The organism is Pseudoalteromonas sp. A3, from assembly GCF_025942345.1.
GTDB classification, from domain to species: Bacteria; Pseudomonadota; Gammaproteobacteria; order Enterobacterales; family Alteromonadaceae; genus Pseudoalteromonas; species Pseudoalteromonas atlantica.
On the sequence record NZ_JAPCKL010000017.1, the window covers coordinates 28,488 to 47,647 of the forward strand.

Below are 19,160 nucleotides of genomic sequence, written 5' to 3' on the forward strand. Positions count from 1 at the left end.
GTAGCGTGAAAATTACCCTCAGTATACCTTGTGCACACGCAGGTTTTAAGCAGTTTGTGCGGTTGTTAAAATAAAAAAGGAGCCATTAGGCTCCTTTTAAGATGTAAGTATAATTTTTTACACGTCTAAGTTAACTACGCGAAGTGCATTGGTTTCTATAAACTCACGACGAGGCTCAACTTGATCGCCCATTAATGTTGCAAACAATTGATCTGCCGCTACAGCATCTTCAATTGTTACTTGTAACATACGACGAGCTGAAGGATCCATTGTGGTTTCCCACAGTTGGCTAGGGTTCATTTCGCCTAATCCTTTATAGCGCTGAATATAGATCCCGCGCTTAGATTCTGCGATCAACCATTCCAAAGCATCCACAAAGTTATCAACAGGTTTTGTTTTCTCACCACGTTGAACATATGCGCCTTCTTTTAAGATGTTTGCGATCTTCGTGCCAGTCACAGCAATGCGTTGGTAGTCGCGCGAGGCGATAAAGTCGTAATGTAATACGTGTGCTTTATCCACACCGTGCTGACGAATATTCACAACCGGGAAGTACAAGTCGCGCTCTGCATCATGCTCAGTACCCGCATGGAAAATTGTCGCATCTTCATCACGTTCAACTAAGTCATCAACAAGCTCTTTCGTCCACTCAATTACTTTAGCTTCGTTAGATAAGTCTTCTACTTTTAACTCGCTTTGGTAAATCAAACGTTCCATTACCGTGTTAGGGTATTTACGCTTTAAGCGCTCAATGACTTTAACTGTGTTTTGGTAATCTTGTACTATTTGCTCAAGCGCTTCACCTTCAATTGCACTTGCATCTTCGCTTGTGTAAAGCGCTGCATTATTTAGTGCAAGTGATGTTAGGTACTCAACAAGTGCAGGATCGTCTTTAATGTAACGCTCTTGCTTACCTTTTTTCACTTTATAAAGTGGCGGTTGTGCAATGTAAATATAACCACGCTCAACAATTTCTGGCATTTGGCGATAGAAGAACGTTAGTAGCAATGTACGAATGTGAGAACCATCCACGTCCGCATCGGTCATGATAATGATGCTGTGGTAACGTAGTTTTTCTGGGTCATATTCATCACGGCCAATACCACAACCTAGGGCTGTTATTAGCGTTGCTACTTCTTGTGAAGAAAGCATCTTATCAAAGCGTGCTTTCTCTACGTTCAAGATTTTACCTTTAAGTGGTAAAATTGCTTGGTTTTTACGATTACGACCCTGCTTGGCTGAACCGCCAGCTGAGTCACCCTCCACTATGTATAGTTCAGATAATGATGGGTCTTTTTCTTGGCAGTCTGCTAATTTACCAGGTAAACCTGCTAAATCCATAGCGCCTTTACGACGAGTCATTTCACGGGCTTTACGGGCCGCTTCACGTGCTCGTGCTGCATCAATAATTTTACCAACAACAATTTTGGCATCCATTGGGTTTTCTAATAAGAAATCAGAAAACTTTTCAGCCATTGCTTGCTCAACCGCAGATTTAACTTCGCTTGATACTAGCTTGTCTTTAGTTTGTGATGAGAACTTAGGATCAGGTACTTTAACACTTACAACCGCTGTTAAGCCTTCACGCGCATCATCGCCCGTTGCATTACTGGTTGTTTTAGCTTTTTTGTTAAAGCCTTCTTTTTCCATGTAGTTATTAAGTGTACGTGTTAGCGCAGATCTAAAGCCGGCTAAGTGAGTACCACCATCACGTTGTGGAATGTTATTAGTAAAACAGTAAATGTTTTCTTGGAAGCCATCGTTCCACTGCATTGAAACTTCAACGCTAATACCATCTTCTTCACGCTCGTGAGTAAAGTGGAATACACCTTTATGTACAGGTGTTTTATTGCGGTTTAAATATTCAACAAACGCTTGAATACCGCCATCATATTTAAAGTGGTCGGTTTTATTTTCTTCGCGTTCATCAGATAAGATGATGCTTACACCAGAGTTCAAAAACGATAGCTCGCGTAAACGCTTAGCTAAAATATCATAATGAAAATCAAGGTTTGTAAATGTTTCGCCACTTGGCCAAAAACGCAGTTCAGTACCCGTAGTGTCAGCATCGCCAATAACAGTTAATGGAGCGTTAGGTACGCCCATGCTGTAAGTTTGCTCGTGCAATTTGCCTTCACGACGAATAGTAAGAGTTAGTTTTTCTGATAATGCATTTACTACCGATACACCAACACCGTGTAAGCCACCTGATACTTTATAAGAGTTATCATCAAACTTACCGCCGGCATGAAGTACCGTCATGATAACCTCGGCAGCAGACACACCTTCTTCTTCATGGATAGAAGTTGGGATACCACGACCGTTATCTCTTACAGAGACTGAACCGTCTAAGTGAATCGTTACATAAATATCATCACAATGACCTGCTAAGGCTTCATCGATAGAGTTATCAACGACCTCAAACACCATGTGGTGTAAGCCTGTGCCATCATCGGTGTCCCCTATATACATTCCAGGACGCTTTCTTACTGCGTCTAATCCTTTAAGTACTTTAATACTCGACGAATCATAATTCTCAGACATGGTTAATCCCACTTATCTTGTTATTAGGTTGCCATGTTTCACGTGGAACATTTGTAGTTCTCGTTGCATGGGTTCCACCACAGCAGAAATACTTTCAGACAAAATTGAAGAAATAAAAATTTGAGAACTGCAATGAGCCAATAATTGTCCCACTTTCTCTTTTGTATCTTCGCCTAACTCTGAAGGTAGATCATCTATTAGCAATATAGATTGCTTATCTGTCTCTGACTCAATTAAACTATTTTGCGTTACTTTTAACGCATAAAGCAATAACTTCAATTGACCGCGTGAAAACGTATTCTCTACGCTGTTGCCAGCGACACTAAAACTAAAATCGGCCTTATGAGGGCCTTTACTTGTAAAACCTTGGCGAGCGTCTCGCTCAAAGTTTTGCTCTAATGCATCACTCAAAGACTCACTGTCTTTCCAGCCTGCATTAAAGTTGATTTCTAAATCGCGTATAAGCGTTAATTCTGCACACATTTTATCAAAAAACTGCTGCTTAAACCTACTTATATACGCCATTCTTAATTTATTTATTTGTTCTGCCAGTCTAACAAATTCTTTGTCCCAAAACCTAATTTGGTCAAAATAATTCTTTGGCTTACTTTTTAATAATGCATTGCGTTGTTTTAGCACTTTATTAAACGATTGCCATAAATAAAAAAACTCATGTTCCACGTGGAACAAACCCAAATCTAAAAACTTGCGTCGCTCTTTTGGGCCACCAAAGAACAATGAATAGCTTTCGGGTGTAATAATTTGCACAGGCATTAACTGCGCAAGTTCAGAGATTTTTCTACTGGCTTTGCCTTGTATTTTTAAATTAGTTTCACCACTTTGGGTTTTACTAATCCCAATAGGAATAGACAAGTCGTGTAGCGCTTTGCGGCCATGTATTACAAACTGATCTTGCTGATGTTGAATAATACTTTTATGTTTAGGTGTTCGAAAAGATTTGCCGTGAGAAAGGTAATAAATAGCCTCTAAAAGGCTGGTTTTTCCGCTGCCGTTTTCACCATAAATTATATTAACGCCGTTGACTGGTTCTAGCGTCAGTGCCTCAATATTACGAAAATACTTGAGGCTCAAGTGACTTAAACTCATTTATAATGGGTATCTTATAATCGCATAGGCATAACCACGTACATTGCTTCTTCATCGCCTGCACCTTCAATAAGTGCACTGCTGTTTGAATCTGCTAATGTAAATAGTACATCTTCTGTTTTTAATGTATTTAGTACATCTAATACATACGATACATTAAAGCCAATTTCTAGCTCATCACCCTCATACATTACTTCTACTATTTCCTCAGCCTCTTCTTGCTCAGGGTTATTAGCCGTAATTTTAAGTAAGCCATTGGCAAGGTTTAAACGCACACCTCTAAATTTTTCGTTAGATAAAATAGACACACGTTGAAACGCATTACGTAACCATTCACGGTTAGCGGTAATTACTTTATCTCCACCACGAGGTAATACGCGGCGATAATCAGGGAAGCGGCCATCCACTAACTTACTTGTAAAAGTAAATTCCACATCGATAATACGAATATGGTTAGCGCCAAATTGAATAGTAACTAATTCTTCGTCGGCAACCATAAGGCGCATAATTTCTTGCACACCTTTGCGCGGTATTATTAATTGGCGCTGCGTATTTAACGATTGGCCTAATTCTTTTTGCGCTATTGCCAAACGGTGGCCATCGGTGGCTACTGTTTTTATGTCGCTATTATCTACTTCAAACGACATGCCATTTAAGTAATAACGAACGTCTTGGTTAGCCATTGAAAAATGTGTGCTTTCAAGTAACTTACGTAACTCTAAACGCGTTAGCTGAAACTCAACCTCGCCATCCCACTGCTCTAAATTAGGGAAGTCTTCCGCGGCAAGTGTAGTAAGTGAAAAGCGGCTTTTACCACTGGTTAAAAGCAGTTGGTGCTCTTGTAAGCTCAATGTAAGCTCAGAACCATCAGGCAGGCTTTTACAAATATCGAGTAATTTTTTAGCAGGTAGTGTTAACTTTGTATCGGCAATATCATCACCAACAAAAACACCTGCAACTAGTTCAATTTCAAGGTCTGTGCCTGTCATTGAAAGTTGCCCGTTTTCTACCACTAACAATACATTAGATAATATAGGTAACGTATGTTTACGTTCAATCGCACCCGATACTTGCACTAATGGCTTTAAAAATTGTTCTCTTGAAATGGTTATTTGCATAATAAAGTCAGCCCTAAGATGACAACGTTCTTATTAAATTTTGATAATCTTCTTTTATTTCGTGGCTTTCATCACGAAGTGATTTAACCTTTCTACACGCATGTAATACCGTGGTGTGGTCACGTCCACCAAATGCGTCACCAATCTCAGGTAAGCTGTGATTAGTTAATTCTTTTGATAATGCCATAGCTACCTGACGCGGCCTCGCGATAGAGCGGCTGCGGCGCTTAGATAACAGATCTGACACACGTATTCTGTAATACTCAGCCACAGTGCGCTGTATGTTGTCTATAGTGACAAGCTTATCTTGTAGTGCCAATAAATCGCGCAGCGCTTCTTTTACAAAGTCGATAGAAATTGGGCGTCCGGTAAAATTAGCATTAGCTATTACACGGTTAAGCGCGCCTTCTAATTCACGTACGTTTGAGCGTAATTTTTTAGCGATAAAAAAAGCGACTTCGTGCGGTAAATTAATTTTACTCTGCTGCGCTTTTTTCATCAAAATGGCAACGCGCGTTTCAAGTTCTGGCGGCTCTATAGCAATTGTTAAACCCCAACCAAATCGTGATTTAAGCCTGTCTTCTACACCCTCAATTTCTTTTGGGTAGCGGTCAGAGGTTAAAATAATTTGCTGATTACCTTCTAATAATGCATTAAAGGTATGAAAAAATTCTTCTTGTGAGCGCTCTTTATTAGCAAAAAATTGAATATCATCAATCATTAGCGCATCTACACTACGGTAATAACGTTTAAATTCTTCAATGGCGTTATTTTGTAGTGCTTTTACCATGTCTTGCACAAAACGCTCAGAATGCATGTAAACAATTTTAGCATCGGGCTTGTTAGCCATAATGCCATTACCTACTGCATGTAATAAGTGAGTTTTACCTAAGCCAGTGCCACCGTAAATAAATACCGGGTTAAAGGCAGAGCCAGGGTTATCTGCAACCTGTGTTGCAGCCGCTTTTGCTAGCTGGTTAGATTTACCCTCAACAAAGCTGTCAAAGGTATAGTTATCTTTTATATTAGATTTATAGCCTGATTTAGGTGCAGGCTCTACTGCTGCTTTTTGTTCTACAGGTTGCTGTTTAGCAGGTGCCTGTGAACTAGGTGATGCAGGGGCTTCAACACTTGGCGCCGCCGCTTGAGTATTTAGTAGTGGTTTACTACCTACATCAAAACGTAATTCGGGCGCTTCATCACCACAAATTTCTACCAGTAACTCATTAATACGGTTTAAATACTTTTCTCTTACCCAATCAAGAACAAAGCGATTAGGTGCGTAAATCGTTAAGGTATCTTCGGTACTTTCTGCTTGTAGTGGTCTTACCCACATACTGAATTGTTGCGAAGGCAACTCATCTTGCAATACATATAAACAACTTTGCCAAACCGACAGATACACAGTTAAACTCCCAGAGGTATAATTTTTATTCCCGCACATCAATAATGATTAAAAATCATGCATTTATTGCGTTAAATTGGCCAGCTACCCGACCCAAGACCGGGTATTATGAAGGCACTTTATCCACAAGTAAAAGATTGATTTTTATAAAATTGTTGATATCAGTGTATAAATATCTTAACAGACTGATTTATAGCGACTTTTATTTTAAAGCCTGATAACAGATCATAACAAAAACACACTGAGATCGCGAACCAATTTTACGATCTAAATGAGTTTTCCCATGCTTTTATTCACTTTTTAAACACCAGCTGTGGAAAACTTCTTAATTATGATGATCCTAGTTGATCACCCCACTTTATTACGATCCACATTCTTTTAGTCAGTCTCGGCCATTAATTCGCCTTTTTGCGCAAAAGCAGACCATTTTGCTTTAAAATTAATCCATAAATATCAAGCCAGCGTACAAAAAATGTAATAAACACGGTGTTTACAGCGCAATTATGATTGACTTTAAAGTGCTTAATCTATAATATCTCGCGCTCGCAATGGCACCTGTGCCAGGATCGCGACCTGCATAGGATGTTTTAACTTTAACCGATCGGATGAGATTGTTATGAAAAGAACTTTTCAACCTAGCGTTTTAAAACGCAAACGTGCACACGGCTTCCGTGCTCGCATGGCAACTGTAAATGGCCGTAAAGTATTAGCACGTCGCCGCGCTAAAGGCCGCAAAGTTCTTTCTGCTTAATATATAAGTGGAAGACTTTAGCTTTGGCAGGGAGTTACGTCTGTTAACTCCCTCGCATTACTCTCGCATATTTAACGAACCCGCTCGGGCTGCAACTCCTTTATTTACTCTTTTAGCTAAACCTAATGACCAAGATAAACCTAGGTTAGGACTCACTGTTGCTAAAAAACGTGTAAAAAAGGCATGCCAACGTAACCGTATTAAACGACTCGCTCGCGAAAGTTTTCGTTTAAATCAACACACCATCGATAATATCGATATTGTGCTTATGGTAAAAAGTGGTATTGATGAGCAGTCTAACGAAGAAATAACCAAACAACTTACAAAGCTGTGGCGTAAAATAAATGAACGCTGCAAACCTGGTGCACCTAAACCACCACCTTTTAAAAAACGCCCAAACAAATCAGCTAAATCTAATAAACAAACCCGATAGCAATAGAATTGCAGGGTTAATTAGGGTATCTTTAGCTCACCTTTTAATCATGCGTTTAAAATCTCTAATTGAGCCTTTAAATACATGGTATCTATTCACTAAATATACGCAGGGGTATAAACACCATGAGGTTACTTAAACCACTTGTTGCTATTCCAAAGCGTTGTTTAGTGTTATTTATCCGCGGTTATCAAATGTGGATAAGCCCACTACTAGGCCCGCATTGTCGTTTTAATCCAAGCTGCTCTCATTACGCTATTCAAGCAATTAATTTGCATGGATTTGTAAAAGGGAGTTGGTTAGCACTTAAACGCATATTAAAATGCCATCCTTTACATTCAGGCGGAGAAGACCCCGTTCCTGAAAAATTAACCCGTATTAACCACCAACACGAGAAATAAGAGCTGTTATGGAATCGCAACGCACGTTTTTATTAATCGGTTTAATGTTAGTGTCGTTTTTATTATTTCAAGAATGGAATAATGACTACAACACACCTAAAGCCGATCCTAGTGCCACTACACAAACACTAAACACAACGTCACCAGAGTCAGATGATTATATACCGTCATCGTCAGATTCAGGTTTACCTGCTTCGGCTACCGCTGCTAAGCGTTCAGTTATTGACATTACGACTGACGTTTTCAAAGTAAAAATAGACACCAAAGGCGGTGACATTGTTGAAGCAGACTTACTCCAATACGAAGAAGTAAAAGGTGAAGAAACACCATTTATGCTTCTAGGCGAGTTTGATGGCAATCAATACTTCTCACAAAGTGGTTTAATTGGTTTAAATGGCCCAGACGCATCAGCGAATGGTCGCCCTACTTACCAAGCAACGCAAAAAGCCTACACGCTAAGCGGTGATGAGCTACGTGTACCACTTACCTATGTTGATAGTAATGGCGTTAGCTTCACTAAAACATACGTATTTAAAAAAGGTCAATACGATGTAGGCCTAGAGTACACAGTAAATAATGCGACAAGTGCGCCAGTGCAAGTACAGCTATACACGCAAATTAAGCGTACCGTACAAGAAAAAGGCAGCTTAGTAGATCAAAACTATTTAGGTGCAGCTTACGGTACTGATGAAGAGTCGTACGAAAAATACAGCTTTTCAGATATGGCTGACAAAAACCTAAATAAAAACACCCAAGGCGGTTACGTTGCATTTATTCAGCATTACTTTGTAAGTGCATGGGTACCTAAGCAAGACGAAACACACACGCTTTACAGCTTAATTACTAAAAGTAATGCCGCTATTATTGGTACAAAAGCAGCGCCTATAAATGTACAAGCCGGCAGCGAGCAAACTCTTAATGCGACTTACTACATGGGTCCTAAAGAGTCAGATATTCTTGAAGCGATTCACCCAGATTTAGACCTGACTGTAGATTACGGTTGGTTATGGTTTATTTCGCAGCCTTTATTTGTACTTCTTAAATGGTTACACAGCATTTTAGGTAACTGGGGTGTCGCTATTATTGCCATCACTATTATCGTTAAATCGTTAATGTACCCACTGACTAAAGCGCAATACACGTCAATGGCTAAAATGCGTGCCCTTCAGCCTAAAATGGCTGCCCTAAAAGAAAAATATGGTGATGACCGTCAAAAGTTCGGCCAAGCTACTATGGAAATGTACAAAAAAGAAAAAGTTAACCCTATGGGTGGCTGTTTCCCTATTTTGCTACAAATGCCAATTTTCTTAGCACTATTTTACGTATTCTTAGAATCAACAGAGCTGCGCCATGCAGAGTTCATTCTTTGGCTAACTGACCTTTCTACAAAAGACCCATACTACGTATTACCAATATTATTTGGTGCAAGTATGTTTGTGACGCAAAAACTACAACCAATGACGGTTACCGATCCTATGCAGCAAAAAATGATGACCTTTATGCCGGTTATCTTCTCTGTATTCTTCTTATGGTTCCCATCTGGTTTAGTACTTTACTGGTTAGTGTCTAACCTTATTTCTATTGTCCAGATGCTTATCATCTACCGTGGCATGGAAAAGCAAGGTATAAAAGTAAGAGGCTAGCTTAACGGCTACTCATATAAAGGCGACTTAGGTCGCCTTTTTTATTGCCTATTTTTTACCACAGCTATTCGCTACCAATAAATGCATAGGTTACAATAGCGCCATTAAAGTTACTCTCGTTGGCAAATAAATAGCATGATCAATCAAGACACAATTGCAGCACAAGCGACCGCCCCTGGGCGTGGTGGCGTAGGTATAATTCGGGTTTCTGGCAGCCTTGCTAAAAGCGTGGCCGAAAAAATAATAGGCAAAGTACCTAAGCTTCGCTATGCCGACTACGTTCCTTTTAAAAGTTTAAGCGGCGAGCAACTCGACCAAGGTATCGCTATTTATTTTGCAGGGCCAAATTCATTTACCGGCGAAGACGTACTTGAACTGCAAGGTCACGGCGGCCCAGTTGTACTCGACATGCTATTAAAAGAAATTAGCCAAATAGAAGGCGTTCGCTTAGCTAAGCCTGGTGAGTTTTCTGAGCGCGCTTTTATGAACGACAAGCTTGATTTAACCCAAGCAGAGGCTATCAGCGATTTAATTAATGCAACCTCAGAGCAAGCTGCTAAAAGCGCCCTACAGTCGCTACAAGGTGAGTTTTCTAAACACATTGAAACCCTAGTAGAAAAAGTTATTCATTTACGTATGTATGTAGAGGCAGCCATTGACTTCCCTGATGAGGAAATTGATTTTTTATCCGATGGCAAAGTATCGGGCGATTTAGATGCCATTATCAGTCAATTACACACAGTAACGAGCCAAGCTAAGCAAGGCAGTATTATGCGCGAAGGTATGCGCGTTGTTATCGCAGGGCGCCCTAATGCCGGTAAATCAAGCCTACTTAATGCCCTAGCAGGCCGCGAAGCCGCTATAGTAACCGAAATAGCCGGTACTACTCGCGACGTACTACGTGAGCACATTCATATTGATGGTATGCCACTGCATATTATCGATACCGCAGGTCTACGTGAAAGCCCAGACCGCGTTGAACAAATAGGTATAGAGCGCGCGTGGGATGAAATAAATCAAGCTGATCGCGTGTTGTTTATGCTTGATGGCACTGACACCACCGACACCGACCCACACGCAATTTGGCCTGAGTTTATGGCAAAATTACCGCAAGGTATGGGTGTTACCGTTATCAGAAATAAAGCCGATTTATCGGGCGACGCAGTAGGTATGGATGAAAACCAACAATACCCAGTAATTAGTTTAAGCGCTAAAAATGCGCAAGGTATTGAGCTTGTGCGCGACCACTTAAAAGCCTGTATTGGCTTTCAGGGCGCAACAGAAGGTGGATTTATGGCGCGTCGCCGCCATTTAGATGCACTTGAACATGCGGCCTATCACTTAGATACTGGTAAAACGCAGTTAGAAATGCACGTCGCCGGCGAAATATTAGCCGAAGAGCTACGCTTAACGCAGCAGTACTTAAACGAAATAACCGGTGAATTTACCTCAGACGACCTACTAGGCAAAATATTTAGCTCGTTCTGTATTGGTAAATAACTCGCTAAAGCAGCATAAAATAACACTTACTTTAGGGCACATTAGTGCCCTTTTTTATGCCCGGTATAAAAATTTAAAAAGCTAAAATGGGGCTAGAATGGGGCTAAAATTAAATAAAAACGCGCCTGATTTTAGCGTATTCAACTCCCCTGTTTAATCTCTCACAGTATAAAAAACACCACGTTAAGCGCGTAATTGGCGCTCTACATAGCTTAAAAAAGTACCAATATGCCGCTAAAAAGTATCCTTAAGTAGATCGTTTTAACTACAGTTTATGAATTTATAAGCAAAAGTAACCGGTACTATCAAAGCCAACGCCCTCGTTTTTAATCGATCCACCAGCAAAACTCCTCGCTGAACTTGAAAAATAATAAGACTAATTAAAAAAGGTTATCCACAATCGCCTACTTTATGGCTAATAAAACAAAAATAGCGGCACATTTATAAGCTTAAACCGTCACGATCTATAAAAAAGCGTGGTTTATTACACTTATTTTCACTTTTTTAGGGCAGATCTGCTTAATCGGATCGTTTTTAAAAATTATTTTTGATCGCCCTTTTAAGTTATCAACAAGATTACTATCCACATTATGATCAACAACAGCTTAGCTATATAAAAACGTGGGCTGGTGGCCTCAATTATAATAAAAAATCAATGACTTAGCTATATCTAGATCTATAAAACATACTAGTTAAGCAGAGCTTTCCCCAACCTTATCAACAACTTGATCAGAAGATTACATTTAAATAGTTTTTGTTAATTCATTTATATTCAACAACTTATATAAGCGATTACAACAAAGAGTAAAAACAACTCAAAAATAGTTATACAAAATTACAAAGGTTTTCTTTACTGCAAGCCTAACTCAGTTATCATAGCGGGCAAATAAGTAAAGTGTGATCAGTTTAAATATGAGTTCTGTAAATATAATCGTTGGTAGTCAAATGGGATCTGCAGAATATGTAGCAGAACAACTATGTGATGAGTTAAATAACCAAGGTATAAGTGCTGAACTACATGATCAACCTAATTTATCTGATATTGATCAACACAATACAATCTGGCTTATATGCACATCGACCTATGGCGCGGGCGATTACCCCGACAACCTTTTACCATTTATTGAGCAGCTAAATCAGCAAAGTGACTTATCTGCAATTAAATATTCAGTCATTGGCTTAGGCGATACCAGCTACGACACCTATAACCTTGCTGGGCGTAATATAAATAGTTTAATGGCAAGCCTTGGCGCAACATGCATAGCGCCAAGGCTTGAATTAAATATTCTTGATGAGGCATTACCCGAAGATACCGCCCTAGAGTGGCTAGACTCGTGGATAGAGAAAACACAATTAAAGTAATGTGATCGAATAAAATGCATAAACAAAGTTACCCACAATTTACTAATAATTTAATAGCTTTTGTGGATAACCGCTGATCAAACTGCGTTTTTAAGCATGCTTATCCATGGGATAAGATCCAATCGATATTGGGCTGTGTATAAACCCCCTTTTTGATCAGAGCTTATTTGCCTGATGATCCGATCATATTAACACCTTTAGATCTGATCTAATTTTATGTTTTAAATGAATAAATAGAGCTTATCAACAGAAAACCCGATCACTAGTAGTAATAGTATTAAAAGATCTCTTTAAAAGATCCTTTATATTATAAGTGATCAGTGACTTAGATCTTGCCCACTGTTTAATCATTTATCTTCTGCTAATTTCTAGGTAGAATACGCTCCCTTTTGAAGTTTACTGGTTTGATTAAGTAGGATCCCATTAATGATTTTTCACGAAAAGTTTGACGTTATCGTAGTAGGTGGTGGACATGCAGGCACTGAAGCCTCATTGGCTGCTGCACGTATGGGGATGAATACCCTGCTGCTAACTCATAATATGGATACACTTGGTCAAATGTCTTGCAACCCTGCAATTGGTGGCATAGGCAAAGGCCATTTGGTTAAAGAAATTGATGCGCTAGGCGGTGCTATGGCACAAGCTATTGATAAAGGCGGTATTCAATTTCGTACCTTAAATTCTTCAAAGGGACCTGCTGTTCGTGCAACTCGAGCACAAGCTGATCGCGCTTTGTACAAAGCTACAATTCAAAACACATTACAAAACCAAGAAAACCTAAAAATATTCCAACAATCGTGTGATGATCTTATCGTTGAGAACGACAAAGTTGTTGGCGTAGTAACCCAAATGGGATTACGTTTTAGCGCACCTAGTGTTGTATTAACCGTAGGTACTTTCTTAGGTGGCCAAATACATATTGGTTTAGAGAATTTTAAAGGTGGTCGTGCAGGCGATCCCCCTTCAATTGCACTTGCTGATCGTTTACGTGAGTTACCTTTTAGAGTAGACCGTTTAAAAACAGGTACTCCACCACGTATTGATGCCCGTACAGTTGATTTTAGCAAGATGCAAGAACAGCCAGGTGATGCGCCTACACCGGTATTTTCGTTTATTGGTAAACAAAGCGATCACCCACAGCAAATACCGTGCTATATCACCTACACAAACGAAAAAACCCATGAGGTTATTCGTAACAATTTACATCGCTCGCCTATGTACTCTGGCGTAATTGAAGGTATAGGACCACGTTACTGCCCTTCAATAGAAGATAAAATTGTGCGCTTTGCTGATAAAGACAAGCACCAAATATTTGTAGAGCCTGAAGGTTTAACATCGTACGAGCTTTACCCAAACGGTATTTCAACCAGCTTACCTTTTGATGTGCAGTTACAAATTGTGCAATCGATAGATGGTTTTGAAAACGCACATATTTGTCGCCCTGGTTATGCTATTGAATATGATTTCTTTGACCCACGTGATTTAAAACAGTCATTAGAAACCAAGTTTATAGACGGACTATTTTTTGCAGGCCAAATAAATGGTACTACTGGTTACGAAGAAGCCGGTGCACAAGGTTTAATAGCCGGCATGAACGCCGCTTTACAAGTACAAGGCAAAGATGCATGGACTCCACGTCGTGATGAAGCGTATGTGGGCGTACTAATAGATGACTTAGCAACGCTTGGTACAAAAGAACCGTACCGTATGTTTACTAGCCGTGCGGAATACCGTTTATTATTGCGTGAAGATAACGCTGATATTCGCTTAACAGAAAAAGGCCGTGAACTTGGTTTAGTTAACGATGAGCGCTGGCAGGCATTTAACGAAAAAATGGAAGTGATCGAAAAAGAGAAACAGCGTATTAAAGAAACCTGGATCCATAAAGATCATGCTGTGGTTGATCAAGTAAACGCCTTATTAAAAACACCGCTTACTCGTGAAGCAAGTTTAGAGGATCTACTTCGTCGTCCAGAAATTCGTTACGACGATTTAATGGCTATTGATGGGCTTGGATCTGAGTTTACAAACCAAGCTGCACTTGAACAAGTTGAGATCCATACTAAATACGCAGGCTACATTGCGCGCCAGCAAGATGAGATCAATAAACAGCTTCGTCATGAAGAAACCATTTTGCCTAAAGAGTTCGATTACTCAACGGTATCGGGTTTATCAAACGAGGTAGTTGCTAAGTTAACAGATGCGCGTCCAGACACTATTGGCCAAGCTTCTCGTATTTCTGGTATCACCCCAGCGGCGATTTCGCTATTATTAGTGTATCTGAAGAAGCAAGGCTTATTACGCAAAACTGCGTAATGGTAAAGGTAAACTGTGTTACAGCAACAATTAACAACATTGTTAGCGCAAACTGATATTGCGCTAACTGAAAAACAACAACAGCAATTAGTTAAATACGTTGAGTTACTAAACAAATGGAACAAAGCGTATAATTTAACGTCTGTACGCTTACCAGAAGAAATGATGATTAAGCACATTATGGATAGCTTAGTTGTTGCACCTCATTTACCCGGTCATCATTATATTGATGTAGGCACAGGTCCTGGCTTACCAGGTATTGTATTAGCTATTGCACTACCTGATACGCAATTTGTATTGCTTGATAGCTTAGGCAAACGTGTTCGCTTTTTAATGCAAGTTAAACACGAGCTCGGGCTAAATAATGTCACCCCTGTGCAGTCAAGAGTTGAAGAATATCAACCAAGTGTTAAATTAGATGGCGTACTAAGTCGTGCGTTTGCTTCACTGCAAGATATGGTTGATTGGTGTTCACACTTAATTGATCACTCAGGCAAATTTATAGCGCTTAAAGGTGTGTTTCCTAGTGAAGAGCTAGAGTCGCTACCTGAGGGTGTAAAATTTGAAGATAAAATCTCGCTAGTAGTGCCTGAGCTTGATGCACAACGACATTTAATTATTCTTTCTAAAGACTAGGGATCAGAGACATAGTGGCAAAAGTCATCGCATTAGCAAATCAAAAAGGCGGCGTTGGTAAAACAACAACGGCTGTTAATCTCGCTGCATCTATGGCTGCAACGAAGCGTAAAGTGCTGTTAATAGATCTCGACCCCCAAGGCAACGCTACGATGGGTAGCGGTGTAGACAAATATGGCGATGTCGCCACCATTTACGATTTACTCATTGAAGAAAAACCAATGGATGAGGTGATAATCACTGAAACCTCGGGTGAGTATCATATGATAGCGGCCAACGGCGATGTAACCGCAGCCGAAGTAAAGTTAATGGAATTGTTTGCACGCGAAGTACGCCTTCGTAATGCGCTTGAAAAAATACAAGATAAATACGAATTTATTTTTATCGACTGCCCGCCTTCACTAAATATGTTAACAGTAAACGCCATGGCTGCTGCTGATTCTATTTTAGTACCTATGCAATGTGAATATTATGCGCTTGAAGGGTTAACCGCATTAATGGACACTATTACGCAACTTGCAAAGTTAGTTAACCCTAACTTACAAATTGAAGGCATTCTTCGTACTATGTACGATCCGCGCAATCGATTAGCAAATGATGTATCAGAACAATTAAAACAACATTTTGGCGATAAAGTATACCGCACCGTGATCCCACGTAATGTGCGTCTTGCCGAGGCACCTAGTTTTGGTGCACCAGCAATGTACTACGACCGCGCATCAAGTGGCGCAAAAGCCTACTTAGCACTTGCGGGCGAAATGCTACGCAGAAAAGAAAAAACAGCGCCGGTAGTCGCCTAACTTTAAGGTAAAAAAATAACATGTCTGCTAAAAAACGAGGTTTAGGCCGAGGACTCGATGCCCTTTTAAGTTCATCAAAACCAGCGCCGAGCTCAAGCAAGGAACAAGACACAGTAAATGTGACTGAAGCTGTACAAACTGCAGCACAGCACGTTGCGAATGAATTGCAAAAGCTGCCTATTGAGTTTTTACACTCAGGAAAATACCAGCCTCGTAAAGATATGTCTGAAGAAGCGCTTGAGGAGTTAGCAAGCTCTATCCGCTCTCAAGGCATTATTCAGCCAATTGTGGTGCGCCCTGTTGCAGAAAATAGCTTTGAAATAATTGCCGGTGAGCGCCGTTGGCGTGCTGCACAAATAGCAAAGCTTGAAAGCGTACCTTGTATTGTAAAAGATGTGCCAGATGAAGCCGCCGTTGCTATTGCGCTGATAGAAAATATTCAGCGTGAAGATTTAAACGCAATGGAAGAAGCTATCGCTTTAAACAGATTATTGAATGAATTTGAATTAACGCACCAGCAAGTTGCCGATGCGGTGGGTAAATCGCGCACTACCGTGACCAATTTACTACGATTAAACAATTTAAATAGTGATGTTAAAATTCTGTTAGAGCATGGCGACATAGAAATGGGCCACGCACGCTGTTTATTAGCACTTGAAGGTGAAGCACAATCTGACGCTGCAAGATTAGCCGTTGCTAAAGCGCTAACTGTTCGCGAAACCGAAAAGTTAGTACGCTCAATTTTAGAGCCGGTTGCTGCTAAAGAAGCACCAGAAAAAGACCCAGATGTTAAGCGTTTAGAGCAAAAATTAGCCGACAACTTAGGGGCTAAAGTAGAAATAAATTATAACGCGAAAGGCAAAGGTAAGTTGGTTATTTCTTACACCAATTTAGATGAGCTTGATGGCATTTTAAATCGTATAAATCACAGCAATACCGACCATTAAAATTTTACATGTCCGATAAGAGACATTTGTAGCTATTTTGTGTTACAAAGCGTCTACTCAAGTTGCAAAACTGGTAGGATTAAGTATAATTTCGCCAGTTTTCACACCCTAACAATTAGAACGCCATAAAGGTTAACTAAACGTGACTAATAAGTTAGCAAGACCTTATAGGCTTGCCGCATTTAAATTAATTTGTCTTCAGGGTATCGTAGCACTTGTAGCTGCAGTAATTATTTTTGTTGGTTGGGGAGTAAACGCCAGCGTATCAGCACTTGCCGGTAGCAGCGTAGCAATACTTCCCCACCTAGTATTTGCGCTTTATGCATTCAGATATATGGGTGCAAGCAAAGCAAATCAAGCGTATACCTCGTTAAAACGCGGTAACGGATTAAAATTTATGCTAACAATCGTATTGTTTGCACTGATACTCAAGTCAACCACGGTCGTTTTAGTGCCGTTTTTTTGTGTTTACGTATTTGTGCTCTTTACTGGATTGTTTGCACCCGTTTTTTTTAAACATTAACTTTTGGGATATAACATGGCTGCAGAAGAAGTTACTATATCAAGCCATATCCAGCATCACTTAACAAACGCTAAGATGTGTATGACCGACTCAGGTCTTGCCTTCAACAAAGCGTGTGCAGACAGTGGTTTCTGGACATGGAATATAGATACCCTCGCATGGTCAATCGGACTTGGTCTATTATTTTTATGGACCTTCCGAAGCGCCGCAAAGAAAGCTCACACCGGAGTACCGGGTAAATTTCAATGTTTTATTGAAATGATTGTTGAGTTCGTTGGTGACAACGTACGTGACACTTACCACGGTAAAAGCAAATTAATTGCTCCATTAGCCTTAACAATTTTTGTTTGGGTGTTCTTAATGAACTTAATGGATTTAATCCCAGTTGATTTCTTACCTGCACTTGCTGGTTTTGTTGGTGAACAAGCCTTTGGCATGGACTCACACGACGTTTACATGAAAATTGTACCTACCACAGACATAAACTTAACCGCTGCGTTAGCACTGGGTGTGTTTATTCTGATGATTGGTTACTCTATTAAAATTAAAGGGGTTGGTGGCTTCATTAAAGAGCTTACACTTCACCCGTTTAGCTCTAATAGCAAAGTGGCTATGATTTTCTTAATTCCTTGTAATTTATTACTAGAAACAATCGCTCTAGTGTCTAAGCCTTTCTCGTTAGCACTGCGTTTATTCGGTAACTTATACGCTGGTGAATTGATATTCATACTTATCGGCGCAGTTGGTTTAATGCAACTTCCGTTGCACTTTGTTTGGGCTGTATTCCATATCTTAGTAATCGTGTTACAAGCATTCGTATTTATGATGCTAACCATTGTTTACCTAAGCATGGCAAGTTCAGACAATCACTAATTTATACACTTTTTATATTTAACTTTAACAATTGAAACTTTGGAGAAAAAAATGGAACTAGTATTAGGTCTTAAGTACATCGCAGTTGCTTTACTTATCGGCTTCGGTGCAATCGGTACTGCTATCGGCTTCGGTAACATGGGTGGTAAATTCCTAGAAGCATGTGCGCGTCAGCCTGAACTTGCACCTTCATTACAAGTTAAGATGTTCATCCTAGCTGGTCTAATCGATGCGGTAGCAATGATCGGTGTTGGTATCGCAATGGTAATCCTGTTCGTACTTTAATTTTATTTTTTGAACAGCTTACTATTTTAAGGAGGAGCGGTCGTGAACATAACAGCCACTCTTATCGGTGAATTAATTGCGTTTACGGTGTTTGTACTATTTTGTATGAAATATGTATGGCCACCACTTAATGATGCAATTGAGTCTCGCCAGAAGAAAATTGAAGATGGTTTAGCTGCCTCTGATAGAGCCGAAAAAGACTTAGAACTTGCGCAACAAAAAGCTGCAGAACAGCTTAAAGATGCAAAAGCTCAAGCGGCTGATATCATTGAACAAGCTAAAAAGCGTGCCGTGCTTATTGTTGACGAAGAAACTGTTCGTGGACAAGAAGAGCGTGAAAAAATTATTGCTCAAGGGCACTCTGAAATTGAATCAGAGCGTAACCGTGTAACAGAAGAGCTACGTAAGCAAGTAGCAACTCTGGCAGTGGTTGGCGCTGAAAGAATTTTAGAGCGTGAAATCAATCAAGCCGCACATAGTGACATCGTTGAAAAACTTGTCGCTGAGCTGTAATTA

18 protein-coding genes are annotated in these 19,160 nt (G+C 40.0%); 14 read left to right on the forward strand and 4 right to left on the reverse strand.

From position 1 onward, the window contains the following. Positions 1–117: 117 nt before the first annotated feature. The 4 genes from gyrB to dnaA are packed head-to-tail and all read right to left on the reverse strand — an operon-like array spanning position 118 to position 6,174. Positions 118–2,544: a DNA topoisomerase (ATP-hydrolyzing) subunit B gene (gyrB, locus tag OIZ54_RS19405; RefSeq protein ID WP_264391092.1), complete on the reverse strand. Its 2,427-nt coding sequence runs from the start codon at positions 2,542–2,544 to the stop codon at positions 118–120. Positions 2,545–2,556: 12 nt separating this feature from the next. After that, the gene (gene recF, locus OIZ54_RS19410; RefSeq protein ID WP_024032132.1) at positions 2,557–3,651 is read right to left on the reverse strand and encodes a DNA replication/repair protein RecF; all 1,095 of its coding nucleotides are present in this window, start codon (positions 3,649–3,651) and stop codon (positions 2,557–2,559) included. Positions 3,652–3,665: 14 nt separating this feature from the next. Then, a complete protein-coding gene (dnaN, locus tag OIZ54_RS19415; protein WP_029772814.1) occupies positions 3,666–4,769 on the reverse strand; it encodes a DNA polymerase III subunit beta in 1,104 nt (367 codons plus the stop codon). A gap of 13 nt (positions 4,770–4,782) precedes the next feature. Next, positions 4,783–6,174, reverse strand: coding sequence for a chromosomal replication initiator protein DnaA (dnaA, locus tag OIZ54_RS19420; RefSeq protein WP_004588059.1), 1,392 nt, complete (start codon positions 6,172–6,174; stop codon positions 4,783–4,785). 616 nt (positions 6,175–6,790) lie between these two features. On the opposite strand from dnaA, the gene rpmH reads away from it, so the two are divergent. The 14 genes from rpmH to atpF all read left to right on the forward strand — a co-directional run bounded on the left by rpmH (position 6,791) and on the right by atpF (position 19,157). Further along, positions 6,791–6,925 carry a 50S ribosomal protein L34 gene (rpmH, locus tag OIZ54_RS19425; RefSeq protein WP_004335215.1) on the forward strand — a complete coding sequence of 45 codons (135 nt, stop codon included), beginning with the start codon at positions 6,791–6,793 and terminating at the stop codon, positions 6,923–6,925. Positions 6,926–6,932: 7 nt separating this feature from the next. Continuing rightward, complete coding sequence (gene rnpA, locus OIZ54_RS19430; protein ID WP_029772813.1) at positions 6,933–7,358, forward strand: ribonuclease P protein component; 426 nt, start codon at positions 6,933–6,935, stop codon at positions 7,356–7,358. Between the two features lie 125 nt (positions 7,359–7,483). Beyond that, positions 7,484–7,759, forward strand: a complete 276-nt coding sequence (gene yidD, locus OIZ54_RS19435; RefSeq protein WP_004588061.1) for a membrane protein insertion efficiency factor YidD — start codon at positions 7,484–7,486, stop codon at positions 7,757–7,759. 8 nt (positions 7,760–7,767) lie between these two features. Next, the gene (gene yidC, locus OIZ54_RS19440) at positions 7,768–9,402 is read left to right on the forward strand and encodes a membrane protein insertase YidC (RefSeq protein ID WP_024032130.1); all 1,635 of its coding nucleotides are present in this window, start codon (positions 7,768–7,770) and stop codon (positions 9,400–9,402) included. A 135-nt stretch (positions 9,403–9,537) separates the two neighbouring features. Beyond that, positions 9,538–10,902, forward strand: a complete 1,365-nt coding sequence (mnmE, locus tag OIZ54_RS19445; protein WP_004588063.1) for a tRNA uridine-5-carboxymethylaminomethyl(34) synthesis GTPase MnmE — start codon at positions 9,538–9,540, stop codon at positions 10,900–10,902. 912 nt (positions 10,903–11,814) lie between these two features. Then, a complete protein-coding gene (gene mioC / locus OIZ54_RS19450) occupies positions 11,815–12,264 on the forward strand; it encodes an FMN-binding protein MioC (RefSeq protein ID WP_024032128.1) in 450 nt (149 codons plus the stop codon). Positions 12,265–12,690: 426 nt separating this feature from the next. Further along, a complete protein-coding gene (gene mnmG, locus OIZ54_RS19455) occupies positions 12,691–14,580 on the forward strand; it encodes a tRNA uridine-5-carboxymethylaminomethyl(34) synthesis enzyme MnmG (RefSeq protein WP_264391093.1) in 1,890 nt (629 codons plus the stop codon). A 15-nt stretch (positions 14,581–14,595) separates the two neighbouring features. Beyond that, positions 14,596–15,216: a 16S rRNA (guanine(527)-N(7))-methyltransferase RsmG gene (gene rsmG, locus OIZ54_RS19460; protein WP_004588066.1), complete on the forward strand. Its 621-nt coding sequence runs from the start codon at positions 14,596–14,598 to the stop codon at positions 15,214–15,216. A 14-nt stretch (positions 15,217–15,230) separates the two neighbouring features. Next, positions 15,231–16,016 carry a ParA family protein gene (locus OIZ54_RS19465; RefSeq protein ID WP_004588067.1) on the forward strand — a complete coding sequence of 262 codons (786 nt, stop codon included), beginning with the start codon at positions 15,231–15,233 and terminating at the stop codon, positions 16,014–16,016. 20 nt (positions 16,017–16,036) lie between these two features. Then, a complete protein-coding gene (locus OIZ54_RS19470) occupies positions 16,037–16,963 on the forward strand; it encodes a ParB/RepB/Spo0J family partition protein (RefSeq protein WP_264391094.1) in 927 nt (308 codons plus the stop codon). A 142-nt stretch (positions 16,964–17,105) separates the two neighbouring features. Further along, on the forward strand, positions 17,106–17,486 hold the full coding sequence (locus OIZ54_RS19475) for an ATP synthase subunit I (protein WP_024032126.1): 381 nt from the start codon (positions 17,106–17,108) through the stop codon (positions 17,484–17,486). A 15-nt stretch (positions 17,487–17,501) separates the two neighbouring features. After that, positions 17,502–18,359 (forward strand): F0F1 ATP synthase subunit A, encoded by an 858-nt coding sequence (gene atpB / locus OIZ54_RS19480; protein WP_004588070.1) that lies wholly within the window; start codon positions 17,502–17,504, stop codon positions 18,357–18,359. 51 nt (positions 18,360–18,410) lie between these two features. Continuing rightward, positions 18,411–18,644, forward strand: coding sequence for a F0F1 ATP synthase subunit C (gene atpE / locus OIZ54_RS19485; RefSeq protein WP_004588071.1), 234 nt, complete (start codon positions 18,411–18,413; stop codon positions 18,642–18,644). A gap of 42 nt (positions 18,645–18,686) precedes the next feature. Next, positions 18,687–19,157: a F0F1 ATP synthase subunit B gene (atpF, locus tag OIZ54_RS19490; RefSeq protein ID WP_004588072.1), complete on the forward strand. Its 471-nt coding sequence runs from the start codon at positions 18,687–18,689 to the stop codon at positions 19,155–19,157. Positions 19,158–19,160 lie beyond the last annotated feature (3 nt).